The organism is Streptomyces tubercidicus (assembly GCF_027497495.1).
Lineage (GTDB): Bacteria > Actinomycetota > Actinomycetes > Streptomycetales > Streptomycetaceae > Streptomyces > Streptomyces tubercidicus.
In genome coordinates, this window is sequence record NZ_CP114205.1 from 4,569,145 (window position 1) to 4,584,642 (window position 15,498).

Sequence of the window (15,498 nt, forward strand, 5' to 3'; positions counted from 1 at the left end):
TCCGGCCATGCGTGCCTCGCACGCCGATCGTGAGCGGACGGTCGATGTGCTCAAGGCGGGATTCGCCGAGGGGCGGATGCAGCAGCCGGAGTACGAGCAGCGGATCGCGCGGGCCTACAAGGCGCAGACGCACGCCGAACTGCAGATGCTGGTCGCGGATCTGCCGCAGGGGCCGGTGCCGCAGGCGCAGTTCGTGCCGCAGCGGCCGATGGTGCCGGCGACGTTCATGCCGATGCAGATGCCGCCGCCGGTGACGACGAACGGTACGGCGACCGGTTCGCTGGTGTGCGGGCTCATGACGCTGCCGACCTGGGGGCTGACCGCGATTCCGGCCGTCATCCTGGGCCACAAGGCGCGGAACGAGATCCGCCGGTCCGGCGAGCGCGGTGACGGTCAGGCGCTCACCGGGCTGATCCTGGGCTGGCTGGCGATCGGTGGCTGGGCGCTGTTCCTCTTGATCGTCGTCCTCGCCGCGGTGGCCAACCTCTAGGAGCCGTCCGGCGGTTGCCGGTGTGCGGGGGGAGGGCGGCGCGGGGTCGTGGCGCCTTCTTCCGTACGGCCGTGGATCGCACTACGGTGACCGCAACGCCGTGTGGAGTCCGGCGTGTCCTTCGCGTGTGCATTTGTTTTGACCGCAGCCCATGCGGTAGGTACGCTCTGACCTTGTGCCTGGGGTGTCCCTGGGCTGCCGTGCGCGCAATCTCCGCAGCCTCTGGCCTGGAGAGTCACAGCACGGAAGCCAGGTTTTGACACCGCAATCTGCCGCCTCACTCGTTCCAGCGAGGGACCGGACTGCAGTATTCGACACACCCGACCGCGTGGGTCGGGGAATGTTCCAGGTTAGCTTTACCGAGACTGGCACACAGAAACCGGAGAAACGGTGCCTACGATCCAGCAGCTGGTCCGCAAGGGCCGGCAGGACAAGGTCGAGAAGAACAAGACGCCCGCGCTCGAGGGTTCGCCCCAGCGCCGTGGCGTCTGCACGCGTGTTTTCACGACCACCCCGAAGAAGCCGAACTCGGCCCTGCGTAAGGTCGCGCGTGTGCGTCTGACCAGCGGGATCGAGGTCACCGCTTACATTCCGGGTGAGGGCCACAACCTGCAGGAGCACTCGATCGTGCTCGTGCGTGGTGGTCGTGTGAAGGACCTGCCGGGTGTTCGGTACAAGATCATCCGCGGCTCCCTCGACACGCAGGGCGTCAAGAACCGCAAGCAGGCTCGCAGCCGCTACGGCGCCAAGAAGGAGAAGTAAGAATGCCTCGTAAGGGCCCCGCCCCGAAGCGCCCGGTCATCATCGACCCGGTCTACGGTTCTCCTCTGGTGACCTCCCTCATCAACAAGGTGCTGCTGAACGGAAAGCGCTCCACCGCCGAGCGCATCGTTTACGGCGCCATGGAGGGTCTGCGCGAGAAGACCGGTAACGACCCGGTCATCACGCTCAAGCGCGCGCTCGAGAACATCAAGCCGACCCTTGAGGTCAAGTCCCGCCGCGTCGGTGGCGCGACCTACCAGGTCCCGGTCGAGGTCAAGCCCGGCCGTGCCGCCACCCTCTCGCTCCGCTGGCTCGTGGGCTACTCCCGCGCCCGCCGCGAGAAGACCATGACCGAGCGCCTCATGAACGAACTGCTCGACGCCTCCAACGGCCTCGGCGCTTCGGTCAAGAAGCGTGAGGACACGCACAAGATGGCCGAGTCCAACAAGGCCTTCGCGCACTACCGCTGGTAGTCGCAACCCACATCGAGACCGAGAGAAGATTGAGCCACTATGGCCACCACTTCGCTTGACCTGGCCAAGGTCCGCAATATCGGGATCATGGCCCACATCGACGCGGGCAAGACGACCACCACCGAGCGGATCCTGTTCTACACCGGTGTTTCGTACAAGATCGGTGAAGTCCACGACGGCGCTGCCACGATGGACTGGATGGAGCAGGAGCAGGAGCGCGGCATCACCATCACGTCTGCCGCGACGACCTGCCACTGGCCGCTGGAAAACGTCGACAACACCATCAACATCATCGACACCCCGGGCCACGTCGACTTCACGGTCGAGGTGGAGCGCTCGCTGCGCGTCCTGGACGGTGCGGTGACGGTGTTCGACGGCGTTGCCGGTGTCGAGCCCCAGTCCGAGACCGTCTGGCGTCAGGCGGACCGCTACGGCGTTCCGCGTATCTGCTTCGTCAACAAGCTCGACCGCACGGGTGCCGAGTTCCACCGCTGCGTCGACATGATCGTGGACCGCCTCGGCGCGACCCCGATCGTGATGCAGCTGCCGATCGGCACCGAGGCCGACTTCAAGGGTGTCGTCGACCTCGTGACGATGAAGGCCCTGGTCTGGTCGGCCGAGGCCGCCAAGGGCGAGATGTACGACACCGTCGACATCCCGGACACCCACATCGAGGCTGCCGACGAGTGGCGCGGCAAGCTCCTTGAGGCCGTGGCCGAGAACGATGAAGAGGTCATGGAGCTGTACCTGGAGGGCCAGGAGCCCACCGTGGAGCAGCTCTACGCCGCGATCCGCCGGATCACCATCGCTTCGGGCAAGGCCGAGAACACCACCGTTACCCCGGTGTTCTGCGGTACCGCGTTCAAGAACAAGGGCGTCCAGCCCCTGCTCGACGCGGTCGTGCGCTACCTCCCCTCCCCGTTGGACGTCGAGGCCATTGAGGGCCACGCGGTCAACGACCCGGAAGAGATCATCAAGCGCCGTCCGTCCGAGGAAGAGCCGCTGTCCGCTCTTGCGTTCAAGATTGCGAGCGACCCCCACCTGGGCAAGCTCACCTTCATCCGGGTGTACTCGGGCCGCCTTGAGGCCGGCTCGCAGGTGCAGAACTCGGTGAAGGGCAAGAAGGAGCGCATCGGCAAGATCTACCGGATGCACGCGAACAAGCGTGAGGAGATCGAGTCGGTGGGTGCCGGTGACATCGTCGCCGTCATGGGTCTGAAGCAGACCACCACCGGTGAGACCCTCTGTGACGCCTCGAACCAGGTCATCCTGGAGTCGATGGAGTTCCCGGCCCCGGTCATCCAGGTCGCCATTGAGCCCAAGTCCAAGGGCGACCAGGAGAAGCTGGGTGTCGCCATCCAGCGTCTCGCCGAAGAGGACCCCTCGTTCCAGGTGCACACCGACGAGGAGACCGGCCAGACCATCATCGCGGGTATGGGCGAGCTGCACCTCGACGTGCTGGTCGACCGTATGAAGCGTGAGTTCCGGGTCGAGGCCAACGTCGGCAAGCCGCAGGTCGCGTACCGCGAGACCCTGCGCAAGCCGGTCGAGCGTCTCGACTACACGCACAAGAAGCAGACCGGTGGCTCCGGCCAGTTCGCGAAGGTCCAGATCGCGATCGCGCCCCTTGAGGGCGACGGCTACGAGTTCGAGAACAAGGTCACCGGTGGCCGTATCCCGCGGGAGTACATCCCGTCCGTGGACGCGGGCTGCCAGGAGGCCATGGAGTTCGGTGTTCTCGCCGGCTACCCGCTGACGGGCGTCAAGGTCACCCTGCTCGACGGTGCGTTCCACGAGGTCGACTCCTCGGAAATGGCCTTCAAGATCGCCGGTTCGATGGCCTTCAAGGAGGCCGCGCGCAAGGCCTCCCCGGCCCTGCTGGAGCCGATGATGAAGGTCGAGGTCACCACGCCCGAGGACTACATGGGTGACGTGATCGGCGACATCAACTCGCGCCGTGGTCAGATCCAGTCCATGGAAGAGCGCAGCGGCGCCAAGCTCGTCACGGGCCTGGTTCCCCTGTCGGAGATGTTCGGCTACGTCGGAGACCTCCGCAGCAAGACGTCGGGTCGCGCGAGCTACTCGATGCAGTTCGACTCCTACGCCGAGGTTCCCCGGAACGTCGCCGAGGAGATCATCGCGAAGGCCAAGGGCGAGTAGTCCCGTCTCCGCGGAGTCGGAACACGCTTTAGGCTTGACACCGTCTGATGGGGTAATCCCGCATCCGTGAGGATTGCCCCGTCAGCCGGCATCCCAGCAAAGATCACCTGGCGCCGATGAGTAAGGCGTACAGAACCACTTCAGGAGGAACCAGTGGCGAAGGCGAAGTTCGAGCGGACTAAGCCGCACGTCAACATCGGCACCATCGGTCACATTGACCACGGTAAGACGACCCTCACGGCCGCCATTACCAAGGTGCTGCACGACGCGTACCCGGAGCTGAACGAGGCCTCGGCCTTCGACCAGATCGACAAGGCTCCTGAGGAGCGCCAGCGCGGTATCACGATCTCCATCGCGCACGTCGAGTACCAGACGGAGAACCGTCACTACGCCCACGTCGACTGCCCCGGTCACGCGGACTACATCAAGAACATGATCACGGGTGCGGCGCAGATGGACGGCGCCATCCTCGTGGTCGCCGCGACCGACGGCCCGATGCCGCAGACCAAGGAGCACGTGCTCCTGGCCCGCCAGGTCGGCGTTCCGTACATCGTTGTCGCCCTGAACAAGGCCGACATGGTGGACGACGAGGAGATCCTGGAGCTCGTCGAGCTCGAGGTCCGTGAGCTCCTCTCCGAGTACGAGTTCCCCGGCGACGACGTTCCGGTCGTCAAGGTCTCGGCGCTCAAGGCGCTCGAGGGCGACAAGGAGTGGGGCGACTCCGTCCTCAAGCTCATGGCCGCGGTCGACGAGTCGATCCCGCAGCCCGAGCGTGACGTCGACAAGCCGTTCCTGATGCCGATCGAGGACGTCTTCACGATCACCGGCCGTGGCACCGTTGTCACCGGTCGTATCGAGCGTGGTGTCCTCAAGGTCAACGAGACCGTCGACATCATCGGCATCAAGACCGAGAAGACCACCACCACGGTCACCGGTATCGAGATGTTCCGGAAGCTCCTCGACGAGGGCCAGGCCGGTGAGAACGTCGGTCTGCTCCTCCGTGGCATCAAGCGCGAGGACGTCGAGCGCGGCCAGGTCATCATCAAGCCGGGCTCGGTCACGCCGCACACCTCGTTCGAGGGTCAGGCCTACATCCTGTCGAAGGACGAGGGTGGCCGCCACACCCCGTTCTTCAACAACTACCGCCCGCAGTTCTACTTCCGTACCACGGACGTGACCGGCGTCGTGACCCTCCCCGAGGGCACCGAGATGGTCATGCCGGGCGACAACACCGAGATGTCGGTCGAGCTGATCCAGCCGGTCGCCATGGAGGAGGGCCTGAAGTTCGCCATCCGTGAGGGTGGCCGGACCGTCGGCGCCGGCCAGGTCACCAAGATCACGAAGTAATTTCGCTGATCCGGTTGATCCGGTCGTAGCTCCCCGGAGCTCGCGAGGAGCCCCGCTCACCGTCAGGTGGGCGGGGCTCCTTGACAGTTGGGTCCCGATTGGCCTTGGGCATCCCGGGTATGGCACACTGTCCAGGTTGCTCGGTTGAGTGCCGATGCTGCGCGCCTCCCGCCGGGAGGACTGGAAGCGAGTCCCAGGTATTCGTCGTCCCTTCTCAGGGCCGGAAATACGGGAATCTTCCGGGAAGCGTCAGCGGGGTGCCTTGGCCAGGCGCCCGGTGGGTGTTCTTCCCCTGCCTTCTCCTTCTTGAAGGATTCCCTTTGTGGGGATTTACGGGAAGGGGTGCGACACGCCCGACCGCGTGGGTCGGAGAAGAACGGGAACGTACCGGGTCCCAGAGCGTTACGAGAGACAGGACTACGAAGTAGCCATGGCGGGACAGAAGATCCGCATCCGGCTCAAGGCCTACGACCACGAGGTCATCGACACGTCGGCGAAGAAGATCGTCGAGACGGTGACCCGTACTGGTGCGTCGGTCGCGGGCCCGGTGCCGCTGCCCACTGAAAAGAACGTGTACTGCGTCATCAAGTCGCCGCACAAGTACAAGGACTCGCGCGAGCACTTCGAGATGCGCACGCACAAGCGCCTGATCGACATCCTCGACCCGACGCCCAAGACCGTTGACTCGCTGATGCGCCTGGACCTTCCGGCCGGCGTTGACATCGAGATCAAGCTCTGAGAGGCGCGGAAGAGATGGCTAAGCAGATCAAGGGCATCCTGGGCGAGAAGCTCGGCATGACTCAGGTCTGGGACGAGAACAACCGTGTCGTCCCGGTCACTGTGGTCAAGGCCGGCCCCTGCGTCGTTACCCAGGTGCGCACCAATGACCAGGACGGTTACGACTCCGTCCAGATCGCCTTCGGCGAGATCGACCCGCGCAAGGTGAACAAGCCCCTCAAGGGCCACTTCGCGAAGGCCGACGTCACCCCCCGTCGTCACCTCGTCGAGGTCCGTACCACCGATGCCGGTGAGTACACCCTCGGCCAGGAGCTGACCGCTGAGACCTTCGAGTCCGGCGTCAAGGTGGACGTGACCGGCAAGAGCAAGGGCAAGGGCTTCGCCGGTGTCATGAAGCGTCACGGCTTCCATGGCGGCAAGGCCTCCCACGGTGCCCACCGTGTGCACCGTAAGCCTGGCTCCATCGGTGGCTGTGCCACCCCGGGCCGCGTGTTCAAGGGCATGCGGATGGCCGGCCGTATGGGCAATGAGCGGGTCACCACCCAGAACCTGACCGTCCACGCCGTTGACGCGGAGAAGGGTCTGCTGCTCATCAAGGGCGCAGTTCCTGGTCCGAACGGCGGCCTCGTCCTGGTCCGTACCGCGGCCAAGGGGGCCTGAGGTAACCGATGAGCACCATTGACATCCTTTCGCCGGCAGGCGACAAGGCCGGTACCGTCGAGCTCCCCACGGAGATCTTCGACGCCAAGGTCAGCGTTCCGCTGATCCACCAGGTCGTTGTCGCACAGCTGGCCGCGGCCCGTCAGGGCACGCACAAGACCAAGACTCGCGGCGAGGTCCGCGGCGGTGGCAAGAAGCCGTACCGCCAGAAGGGCACCGGCCGGGCGCGTCAGGGTTCGACCCGTGCGCCGCAGTTCGCCGGCGGTGGCATCGTCCACGGCCCCGTGCCGCGTGACTACAGCCAGCGGACCCCGAAGAAGATGAAGGCCGCCGCCCTGCGCGGTGCCCTCACCGACCGGGCCCGCAACAGCCGCATCCACGTCGTTTCCGGCGTGGTCGAGGGCGACATCTCCACCAAGGCCGCCAAGACTCTCCTCGGCAAGGTCAGCGAGCGCAAGAACGTGCTTCTGGTCGCCGAGCGCAGCGACGAGGCCGCGTGGCTGTCCGCCCGCAACCTGCCCCAGGTTCACATCCTGGAGCCGGGCCAGCTGAACACGTACGACGTGCTCGTCTCCGACGACGTGGTCTTCACCAAGGCCGCTTTCGAGTCCTTCGTGTCTGGCCCCAAGGCCGCTGAGACCGAAGGGAGCGACGCCTGATGAGTGAGGCCGTCGTCACCAGCAAGACCTTCTCGGACCCGCGTGACGTGCTCGTCAAGCCGGTTGTCTCGGAGAAGAGCTACGCGCTGCTGGACGAGAACAAGTACACGTTCATCGTCGCGCCCGGCGCGAACAAGACCCAGATCAAGCAGGCCGTCGAGGCGGTCTTCTCGGTCAAGGTCACCGGGGTCAACACGATCAACCGGCAGGGCAAGCGCAAGCGCACCCGCACCGGTTACGGAAAGCGCGCGAACACCAAGCGCGCCATCGTGACCCTCGCCGAGGGCGACCGTATCGACATCTTCGGCGGCCCGGTCTCCTAACGGAGTCCGAGTCGTCCGGAATCGGACGAGGACTGAGAAATGGGTATCCGCAAGTACAAGCCGACGACCCCGGGCCGTCGTGGCTCCAGCGTCGCCGACTTTGTCGAGATCACGCGGTCCACGCCGGAGAAGTCGCTGGTCCGCCCGCTGCACAGCAAGGGCGGCCGTAACAACGCCGGTCGTGTGACCGTTCGCCACCAGGGCGGTGGCCACAAGCGCGCCTACCGAGTGATCGACTTCCGTCGTCACGACAAGGACGGCGTGCCGGCCAAGGTCGCGCACATCGAGTACGACCCGAACCGCACCGCGCGCATCGCGCTGCTGCACTACGCAGACGGCGAGAAGCGCTACATCATCGCGCCCCGTGGCCTGGTCCAGGGTGCTCGGATTGAGAACGGCGCTGGCGCCGACATCAAGCCGGGCAACAACCTGCCGCTGCGCCACATCCCCGTGGGTACGACGATCCACGCGATCGAGCTGCGTCCGGGCGGCGGTGCGAAGTTCGCCCGCTCGGCCGGTGCCTCCGTGCAGCTGCTGGCGAAGGAGGGCCGGATGGCTCACCTTCGTATGCCGTCCGGTGAGATCCGCCTGGTCGACGTGCGCTGCCGCGCCACCGTCGGCGAGGTCGGCAACGCCGAGCAGTCGAACATCAACTGGGGCAAGGCCGGCCGCATGCGCTGGAAGGGCGTCCGCCCGACCGTGCGTGGTGTCGTGATGAACCCCGTCGACCACCCGCACGGTGGTGGTGAGGGCAAGACCTCCGGTGGTCGCCACCCGGTCTCGCCGTGGGGTCAGAAGGAGGGTCGTACTCGTTCGCCGAAGAAGGCGAGCAACAAGTACATCGTCCGCCGCCGCAAGACGAACAAGAAGCGCTAGGAGCGGGTTTAGATGCCGCGCAGTCTCAAGAAGGGGCCCTTCGTCGACGACCACCTTTCCAAGAAGGTGGATGTTCAGAACGATGCCGGCACCAAGAACGTCATCAAGACCTGGTCCCGCCGCTCCATGATCGTCCCGGCCATGCTCGGCCACACGATCGCGGTGCACGACGGCCGCAAGCACGTCCCGGTGTTCGTCACCGAGTCGATGGTCGGCCACAAGCTCGGCGAGTTTGCGCCGACCCGCACCTTCCGCGGCCACGAGAAGGACGACCGCAAGTCGCGGCGTCGTTGATCGGCGGAGTGCGAAGACTATGACTGACACCGAAGGGACAACCATGGAAGCCAGGGCCCAGGCGCGGTACATCCGCGTCACGCCCATGAAGGCCCGCCGCGTGGTGGACCTTATCCGTGGCATGGATGCCACGGAGGCTCAGGCGGTCCTGCGTTTCGCCCCGCAGGCCGCGAGCGTGCCGGTTGGCAAGGTGCTGGACAGCGCCATTGCCAACGCTGCACACAACTACGACCACACGGACGCCTCCACGCTGGTCATCAGCGAGGCGTTCGTCGACGAGGGTCCGACCCTGAAGCGGTTCCGTCCGCGTGCTCAGGGCCGTGCCTACCGGATCCGCAAGCGGACCAGCCACATCACCGTGGTCGTCAGCAGCAAGGAAGGAACCCGGTAATGGGCCAGAAGGTAAACCCGCACGGGTTCCGCCTCGGCGTGACGACGGACTTCAAGTCCCGCTGGTACGCCGACAAGCTGTACAAGGACTACGTCAAGGAAGACGTCGCCATTCGTCGCATGATGACGAAGGGCATGGAGCGCGCCGGTATCTCCAAGGTGGAGATCGAGCGCACCCGTGAGCGCGTCCGCGTTGACATCCACACCGCTCGTCCGGGCATCGTCATCGGCCGCCGCGGCGCCGAGGCCGACCGCATCCGCGGCGAGCTGGAGAAGCTGACCGGCAAGCAGGTCCAGCTGAACATCCTCGAGGTCAAGAACCCCGAGACCGATGCTCAGCTCGTGGCCCAGGCCGTCGCCGAGCAGCTGTCGTCCCGCGTCTCCTTCCGTCGCGCCATGCGTAAGAGCATGCAGTCGACGATGAAGGCCGGCGCCAAGGGCATCAAGATCCAGTGTGGTGGCCGTCTCGGCGGCGCCGAGATGTCCCGCTCGGAGTTCTACCGCGAGGGCCGTGTGCCCCTGCACACGCTCCGTGCGAACGTCGACTACGGCTTCTTCGAGGCCAAGACCACCTTCGGCCGTATCGGCGTGAAGGTCTGGATCTACAAGGGCGACGTCAAGAACATCGCCGAGGTGCGTGCCGAGAACGCTGCCGCCCGTGCGGGTAACCGCCCGGCCCGCGGTGGCGGCAACGACCGCCCGCGCCGCGGTGGCGAGCGTGGCGGCCGTGGTGGCCGCAAGCCGCAGCAGCAGAACGCCGCTGCCGAGGCCCCCAAGGCCGAGGCCGCTGCCGCTGCTCCGGCGGAGACCCCCGGAACGGAGGCCTGACCGACATGCTGATCCCTCGCAGGGTCAAGCACCGCAAGCAGCACCACCCGAAGCGCAGCGGTATGGCCAAGGGTGGCACCGAGCTGGCCTTCGGTGAGTACGGCATTCAGGCCGTCACCCCGGCTTACGTGACGAACCGTCAGATCGAGTCCGCTCGTATCGCGATGACCCGTCACATCAAGCGTGGCGGCAAGGTCTGGATCAACATTTACCCGGACCGCCCGCTCACGAAGAAGCCGGCCGAAACCCGCATGGGTTCCGGTAAGGGTTCTCCGGAGTGGTGGGTCGCGAACGTCAAGCCCGGTCGGGTGATGTTCGAGCTGTCCTTCCCGAACGAAAAGGTTGCCAAGGAGGCGCTGACCCGCGCCGCCCACAAGCTTCCGATGAAGTGCCGCATCGTGCGGCGCGAGGCAGGTGAGTCGTGATGGCGGCCGGTACCAAGGCGACCGAGCTGCGCGAGCTGAATGACGAGGACCTCGTCGGCAAGCTTCGTGAGGCCAAGGAGGAGCTGTTCAACCTCCGCTTCCAGGCGGCGACCGGACAGCTTGAGAACCACGGTCGGCTCAAGTCCGTCCGTAAGGACATCGCCCGGATCTACACCCTGATGCGTGAGCGCGAGCTGGGCATCGAGACGGTGGAGAGCGCCTGATGAGCGAGAAGAATGTGACTGAGACGAACGAGCGCGGTTTCCGCAAGACCCGTGAGGGTCTCGTCGTCAGCGACAAGATGGACAAGACCGTCGTCGTCGCCGTCGAGGACCGCGTCAAGCACGCGCTGTACGGCAAGGTCATCCGCCGTACCAACAAGCTCAAGGCGCACGACGAGCAGAACGCTGCCGGCGTCGGCGACCGCGTCCTCCTGATGGAGACCCGGCCGCTGTCCGCCACCAAGCGCTGGCGCATCGTCGAGATCCTCGAGAAGGCCAAGTAATCCCTCCTAGGGGGACCCCCTAGGAACAGTTCCGCCAGGCTCGGCAGGGGCTCGTCACGTAAGCGGCAGCCCCTGCCGGGAACCGGCAGACACACAGGAGATAGACGTGATCCAGCAGGAGTCGCGACTGCGGGTCGCCGACAACACTGGTGCGAAGGAAATCCTTTGCATCCGTGTTCTCGGTGGTTCCGGTCGCCGCTACGCGGGCATCGGTGACGTCATCGTCGCCACCGTGAAGGATGCGATCCCCGGTGGCAACGTGAAGAAGGGTGACGTCATCAAGGCGGTCATCGTTCGCACCGTCAAGGAGCGCCGCCGTCCGGACGGCTCGTACATCCGCTTCGACGAGAACGCGGCCGTCATCCTCAAGAACGATGGCGACCCCCGCGGCACCCGCATCTTCGGCCCCGTGGGCCGGGAGCTGCGCGAGAAGAAGTTCATGAAGATCATCTCGCTCGCGCCGGAGGTGCTGTAACCGATGAAGATCAAGAAGGGCGACCTGGTCCAGGTCATCACCGGTAAGGACAAGGGCAAGCAGGGCAAGGTCATCCAGGCCTTCCCCCGCGAGGACCGCGTCCTGGTCGAGGGTGTCAACCGGGTCAAGAAGCACACCAAGGCCGGCCAGACCGCTCGTGGTTCGAAGACCGGCGGCATTGTGACGACCGAGGCCCCCATCCACATCAGCAACGTTCAGCTGGTCGTGGAGAAGGACGGCAACAAGGTCGTCACCCGCGTCGGGTACCGCTTCGACGACGAGGGCAACAAGATCCGCGTTGCCAAGCGGACCGGTGAGGACATCTGATGACTGCCACCACCAACGCGCCGCGTCTCAAGACGCGCTACCGCGAAGAGATCGCCGGGAAGCTGAAGGACGAGTTCTCCTACGAGAACGTCATGCAGATCCCCGGTCTGACCAAGATCGTGGTCAACATGGGTGTGGGCGACGCCGCCCGCGACTCCAAGCTGATCGAGGGTGCCATCAAGGACCTCACCACGATCACCGGCCAGAAGCCGGCCGTCACCAAGGCCCGTAAGTCCATCGCGCAGTTCAAGCTGCGTGAGGGCCAGCCGATCGGTGCCCACGTCACCCTCCGCGGTGACCGCATGTGGGAGTTCCTGGACCGCCTGCTGTCGCTCGCGCTGCCGCGCATCCGCGACTTCCGTGGTCTGTCCCCGAAGCAGTTCGACGGTCGGGGCAACTACACCTTCGGTCTCACCGAGCAGGTCATGTTCCACGAGATCGACCAGGACAAGATCGACCGTACCCGGGGTATGGACATCACCGTGGTCACCACGGCGACCAACGACGATGAGGGCCGCGCTCTCCTTCGTCACCTCGGCTTCCCGTTCAAGGAGGCGTGAGCGAGATGGCGAAGAAGGCTCTGATTGCCAAGGCTGCTCGCAAGCCGAAGTTCGGTGTGCGCGCGTACACCCGCTGCCAGCGCTGCGGCCGTCCGCACTCCGTTTACCGCAAGTTCGGCCTGTGCCGCGTGTGCCTTCGTGAGATGGCTCACCGTGGCGAGCTGCCGGGCGTGACCAAGAGCTCCTGGTAATCCCCTAGTTGGGATGACCGGGGCTCTCGGTAAGCAATCGGCCGGCGGGCGCACCCACCCCTTTTCCCGTAGGGTAGAAGGGTTTGGGCGCCCCGCCGCCCGAGACCGACCGCGGGCCGAGCCCGCATAACGTCGCTTACTACGCCGTAGGTCCCCGCGCCGCACCCGTCCCGACTCTGATCGGGGAGAGGGATGGCGCACATAGGAAACCCCGGCGAGAGAGGCCGAAGGCCAATTCATGACCATGACTGATCCCATCGCAGACATGCTGACCCGTCTGCGGAACGCGAACTCGGCGTACCACGACACCGTCGTGATGCCGCACAGCAAGATCAAGTCGCACATCGCGGAGATCCTCCAGCAGGAGGGTTACATCACCGGCTGGCGCGTCGAGGACGCAGAGGTTGGCAAGAACCTCGTCCTCGAGCTGAAGTTCGGCCCGAACCGCGAGCGCTCGATCGCCGGCATCAAGCGGATCTCGAAGCCGGGCCTCCGGGTCTACGCAAAGTCCACCAACCTGCCGAAGGTCCTCGGCGGCCTGGGCGTGGCGATCATCTCCACGTCCCACGGTCTCCTGACCGGTCAGCAGGCCAGCAAGAAGGGCGTGGGTGGGGAAGTCCTCGCCTACGTCTGGTAACCAGGGAACGGAGGAATAGCTAATGTCGCGTATTGGCAAGCTGCCCATCCAGGTTCCCGCTGGTGTGGACGTCACCATCGAGGGCCGGACGGTCGCGGTGAAGGGCCCCAAGGGTTCCCTCTCGCACACCGTCGCGGCGCCCATCGAGGTCGCCAAGGGTGAGGACGGCGTGATCAACGTCTCCCGCCCGAACGACGAGCGTCAGAACAAGGCCCTGCACGGCCTGTCCCGCACGCTGGTGGCGAACATGATCACCGGCGTGACCCAGGGCTACAGCAAGGCTCTTGAGATCAGCGGTGTCGGCTACCGCGTCCAGGCGAAGGGCTCCAACCTGGAGTTCTCGCTGGGCTACAGCCACCCCATCGTCGTCGAGGCGCCCGAGGGCATCTCCTTCAAGGTCGAGTCCCCGACCAAGCTCAGCGTCGAGGGCATCGACAAGCAGAAGGTCGGCGAGGTGGCGGCGAACATCCGCAAGCTGCGTAAGCCTGACCCGTACAAGGCCAAGGGCGTCAAGTACGCCGGCGAGGTCATCCGCCGCAAGGTCGGAAAGGCTGGTAAGTAAGCCATGGCATACGGTGTGAAGATCGCTAAGGGTGACGCCTACAAGCGCGCCGCCGCTAAGCGTCGCCACATCCGCATCCGTAAGCGGATTTCGGGTACCCCGGAGCGTCCGCGTCTCGTGGTGACGCGGACCAACCGTGGCATCACGGCGCAGGTCATCGACGACATCGCGGGCCACACGCTCGCTTCGGCGTCGACCCTGGACGCGTCGATTCGTGGTGGCGAGGGCGACAAGAGCGCTCAGGCCAAGCAGGTCGGCTCCCTGGTCGCCGAGCGTGCCAAGGCCGCCGGTGTCGAGGCCGTCGTGTTCGACCGTGGTGGCAAGCAGTACGCCGGGCGGATTGCCGCTCTGGCCGACGCCGCCCGCGAAGCCGGGCTGAAGTTCTAAGCCCCGGTTCCGGAGCTAGCGGACGTAACAGAGAGAGGTAAATCCAATGGCTGGACCCCAGCGCCGCGGGAGCGGTGCCGGTGGCGGCGAGCGGCGGGACCGGAAGGGTCGCGACGGTGGCGCTGCCGCCGAGAAGACCGCATACGTTGAGCGCGTTGTCGCGATCAACCGTGTCGCCAAGGTTGTCAAGGGTGGCCGTCGCTTCAGCTTCACCGCGCTGGTCGTGGTGGGCGACGGTGACGGCACCGTAGGTGTCGGTTACGGCAAGGCCAAGGAAGTTCCGGCTGCCATCGCCAAGGGCGTGGAAGAGGCCAAGAAGAACTTCTTCAAGGTCCCCCGTATCCAGGGCACCATCCCTCACCCCATCCAGGGCGAGAAGGCTGCGGGCGTCGTCCTGCTCAAGCCGGCTTCCCCCGGTACCGGTGTGATCGCCGGTGGCCCCGTGCGTGCCGTTCTGGAGTGCGCGGGCATCCACGACGTGCTGAGCAAGTCGCTCGGCTCGTCGAACCCGATCAACATCGTGCACGCCACGGTGACCGCGCTTCAGGGCCTGCAGCGCCCCGAGGAGATCGCGGCCCGTCGTGGCCTGCCGCTGGAGGACGTTGCTCCCGCCGCTCTGCTGCGGGCGCGTGCCGGGGTGACCGCGTAATGGCGCACCTCAAGATCACGCAGACGAAGTCCTTCATCGGTAGCAAGCAGAATCACCGCGACACCCTCCGTTCGCTGGGCCTCAAGCGGCTCAACGACGTGGTTGTCAAGGAGGACCGCCCCGAGTTCCGCGGCATGGTGCACACCGTCCGCCACCTCGTGACGGTTGAGGAGGTCGACTGACATGGCGGAGACCAACCCGCTGAAGGTCCACAACCTCCGGCCCGCCCCGGGCGCCAAGACCGCCAAGACCCGTGTGGGTCGTGGTGAGGCGTCCAAGGGTAAGACCGCTGGTCGTGGTACCAAGGGCACGAAGGCCCGTTACCAGGTTCCGGAGCGCTTCGAGGGTGGGCAGATGCCCCTCCACATGCGCCTCCCGAAGCTGAAGGGCTTCAAGAACCCCGCCCACAAGCAGTTCCAGGTCGTGAACCTGGCGAAGCTGGCCGAGCTCTACCCGCAGGGTGGCGAGGTCACGGTGGCCGATCTGGTCGCCAAGGGCGCGGTGCGCAAGAACGAGCTCGTCAAGGTCCTGGGCCAGGGCGAGATCTCCGTGGCGCTGCAGGTTTCGGTTGACGCCGTTTCCGGCTCCGCCAAGGAGAAGATCGCCGCTGCCGGCGGCACCGTCACCGAGCTCATCTGAGTTCGCTGGTTCAACTGACCGGGGATGCCCATCGATTGGGCATCCCCGGTTGGTCGTTCCACGGGGGTATGGTCGCCGGTAAGGTGGCAGGCAGTGTTGTTTTGTCCGGGACCAGTCCCCGGACGCTCACCGCACAGGCCG

General features: G+C 65.6%; 26 protein-coding genes. All 26 read left to right on the forward strand.

Going from position 1 to position 15,498, the window contains the following annotated elements:
* Positions 1–7 precede the first annotated feature (7 nt).
* The 26 genes from STRTU_RS19925 (at position 8) to rplO (ending at position 15,357) form a co-directional block, all read left to right on the forward strand.
* On the forward strand, positions 8–490 hold the full coding sequence (locus tag STRTU_RS19925) for a DUF1707 and DUF4190 domain-containing protein (protein WP_159744862.1): 483 nt from the start codon (positions 8–10) through the stop codon (positions 488–490).
* Between the two features lie 390 nt (positions 491–880).
* Positions 881–1,252 (forward strand): 30S ribosomal protein S12, encoded by a 372-nt coding sequence (gene rpsL, locus STRTU_RS19930; RefSeq protein WP_003948652.1) that lies wholly within the window; start codon positions 881–883, stop codon positions 1,250–1,252.
* 2 nt (positions 1,253–1,254) lie between these two features.
* Positions 1,255–1,725: a 30S ribosomal protein S7 gene (gene rpsG / locus STRTU_RS19935; RefSeq protein WP_004571813.1), complete on the forward strand. Its 471-nt coding sequence runs from the start codon at positions 1,255–1,257 to the stop codon at positions 1,723–1,725.
* Between the two features lie 39 nt (positions 1,726–1,764).
* A complete protein-coding gene (fusA, locus tag STRTU_RS19940; RefSeq protein WP_159744863.1) occupies positions 1,765–3,885 on the forward strand; it encodes an elongation factor G in 2,121 nt (706 codons plus the stop codon).
* A 153-nt stretch (positions 3,886–4,038) separates the two neighbouring features.
* Positions 4,039–5,232, forward strand: a complete 1,194-nt coding sequence (gene tuf, locus STRTU_RS19945; RefSeq protein WP_159744864.1) for an elongation factor Tu — start codon at positions 4,039–4,041, stop codon at positions 5,230–5,232.
* Between the two features lie 430 nt (positions 5,233–5,662).
* Positions 5,663–5,971, forward strand: coding sequence for a 30S ribosomal protein S10 (gene rpsJ, locus STRTU_RS19950; protein ID WP_004571821.1), 309 nt, complete (start codon positions 5,663–5,665; stop codon positions 5,969–5,971).
* A gap of 14 nt (positions 5,972–5,985) precedes the next feature.
* Positions 5,986–6,630: a 50S ribosomal protein L3 gene (rplC, locus tag STRTU_RS19955; protein WP_018090903.1), complete on the forward strand. Its 645-nt coding sequence runs from the start codon at positions 5,986–5,988 to the stop codon at positions 6,628–6,630.
* Between the two features lie 8 nt (positions 6,631–6,638).
* Positions 6,639–7,289 (forward strand): 50S ribosomal protein L4, encoded by a 651-nt coding sequence (gene rplD, locus STRTU_RS19960; RefSeq protein WP_159744865.1) that lies wholly within the window; start codon positions 6,639–6,641, stop codon positions 7,287–7,289.
* Complete coding sequence (gene rplW, locus STRTU_RS19965; RefSeq protein WP_018090901.1) at positions 7,289–7,612, forward strand: 50S ribosomal protein L23; 324 nt, start codon at positions 7,289–7,291, stop codon at positions 7,610–7,612. The genes rplD and rplW overlap by 1 nt, the downstream gene beginning before the upstream one ends.
* 39 nt (positions 7,613–7,651) lie before the next feature.
* Positions 7,652–8,488: a 50S ribosomal protein L2 gene (rplB, locus tag STRTU_RS19970; RefSeq protein ID WP_088798407.1), complete on the forward strand. Its 837-nt coding sequence runs from the start codon at positions 7,652–7,654 to the stop codon at positions 8,486–8,488.
* A gap of 12 nt (positions 8,489–8,500) precedes the next feature.
* The gene (gene rpsS / locus STRTU_RS19975) at positions 8,501–8,782 is read left to right on the forward strand and encodes a 30S ribosomal protein S19 (RefSeq protein ID WP_018090899.1); all 282 of its coding nucleotides are present in this window, start codon (positions 8,501–8,503) and stop codon (positions 8,780–8,782) included.
* Positions 8,783–8,825: 43 nt separating this feature from the next.
* Complete coding sequence (gene rplV / locus STRTU_RS19980; protein ID WP_159747089.1) at positions 8,826–9,173, forward strand: 50S ribosomal protein L22; 348 nt, start codon at positions 8,826–8,828, stop codon at positions 9,171–9,173.
* Complete coding sequence (gene rpsC / locus STRTU_RS19985) at positions 9,173–10,000, forward strand: 30S ribosomal protein S3 (RefSeq protein ID WP_159744866.1); 828 nt, start codon at positions 9,173–9,175, stop codon at positions 9,998–10,000. Before rplV ends, rpsC begins: the two co-directional genes overlap by 1 nt.
* Before the next feature lie 5 nt (positions 10,001–10,005).
* Complete coding sequence (gene rplP, locus STRTU_RS19990; RefSeq protein WP_006604880.1) at positions 10,006–10,425, forward strand: 50S ribosomal protein L16; 420 nt, start codon at positions 10,006–10,008, stop codon at positions 10,423–10,425.
* Positions 10,425–10,649: a 50S ribosomal protein L29 gene (rpmC, locus tag STRTU_RS19995; protein ID WP_018090896.1), complete on the forward strand. Its 225-nt coding sequence runs from the start codon at positions 10,425–10,427 to the stop codon at positions 10,647–10,649. Before rplP ends, rpmC begins: the two co-directional genes overlap by 1 nt.
* Complete coding sequence (gene rpsQ, locus STRTU_RS20000) at positions 10,649–10,930, forward strand: 30S ribosomal protein S17 (RefSeq protein ID WP_006604882.1); 282 nt, start codon at positions 10,649–10,651, stop codon at positions 10,928–10,930. Before rpmC ends, rpsQ begins: the two co-directional genes overlap by 1 nt.
* Before the next feature lie 106 nt (positions 10,931–11,036).
* Complete coding sequence (gene rplN / locus STRTU_RS20005; protein WP_003992364.1) at positions 11,037–11,405, forward strand: 50S ribosomal protein L14; 369 nt, start codon at positions 11,037–11,039, stop codon at positions 11,403–11,405.
* A 3-nt stretch (positions 11,406–11,408) separates the two neighbouring features.
* Positions 11,409–11,732, forward strand: a complete 324-nt coding sequence (gene rplX / locus STRTU_RS20010; RefSeq protein WP_159744867.1) for a 50S ribosomal protein L24 — start codon at positions 11,409–11,411, stop codon at positions 11,730–11,732.
* Complete coding sequence (gene rplE, locus STRTU_RS20015; RefSeq protein ID WP_018090895.1) at positions 11,732–12,292, forward strand: 50S ribosomal protein L5; 561 nt, start codon at positions 11,732–11,734, stop codon at positions 12,290–12,292. The genes rplX and rplE overlap by 1 nt, the downstream gene beginning before the upstream one ends.
* A 5-nt stretch (positions 12,293–12,297) precedes the next feature.
* Positions 12,298–12,483: a type Z 30S ribosomal protein S14 gene (locus tag STRTU_RS20020; RefSeq protein ID WP_003956452.1), complete on the forward strand. Its 186-nt coding sequence runs from the start codon at positions 12,298–12,300 to the stop codon at positions 12,481–12,483.
* A gap of 238 nt (positions 12,484–12,721) precedes the next feature.
* Positions 12,722–13,120, forward strand: a complete 399-nt coding sequence (gene rpsH / locus STRTU_RS20025) for a 30S ribosomal protein S8 (RefSeq protein ID WP_006604885.1) — start codon at positions 12,722–12,724, stop codon at positions 13,118–13,120.
* A 22-nt stretch (positions 13,121–13,142) separates the two neighbouring features.
* Positions 13,143–13,682, forward strand: a complete 540-nt coding sequence (rplF, locus tag STRTU_RS20030) for a 50S ribosomal protein L6 (RefSeq protein ID WP_159744868.1) — start codon at positions 13,143–13,145, stop codon at positions 13,680–13,682.
* A 3-nt stretch (positions 13,683–13,685) separates the two neighbouring features.
* Positions 13,686–14,069: a 50S ribosomal protein L18 gene (rplR, locus tag STRTU_RS20035; RefSeq protein ID WP_018090893.1), complete on the forward strand. Its 384-nt coding sequence runs from the start codon at positions 13,686–13,688 to the stop codon at positions 14,067–14,069.
* Between the two features lie 46 nt (positions 14,070–14,115).
* Positions 14,116–14,718 carry a 30S ribosomal protein S5 gene (rpsE, locus tag STRTU_RS20040; RefSeq protein WP_006604888.1) on the forward strand — a complete coding sequence of 201 codons (603 nt, stop codon included), beginning with the start codon at positions 14,116–14,118 and terminating at the stop codon, positions 14,716–14,718.
* Positions 14,718–14,900: a 50S ribosomal protein L30 gene (rpmD, locus tag STRTU_RS20045; RefSeq protein ID WP_030074796.1), complete on the forward strand. Its 183-nt coding sequence runs from the start codon at positions 14,718–14,720 to the stop codon at positions 14,898–14,900. Before rpsE ends, rpmD begins: the two co-directional genes overlap by 1 nt.
* A 1-nt stretch (position 14,901) precedes the next feature.
* Complete coding sequence (gene rplO / locus STRTU_RS20050) at positions 14,902–15,357, forward strand: 50S ribosomal protein L15 (protein WP_042155880.1); 456 nt, start codon at positions 14,902–14,904, stop codon at positions 15,355–15,357.
* Positions 15,358–15,498 lie beyond the last annotated feature (141 nt).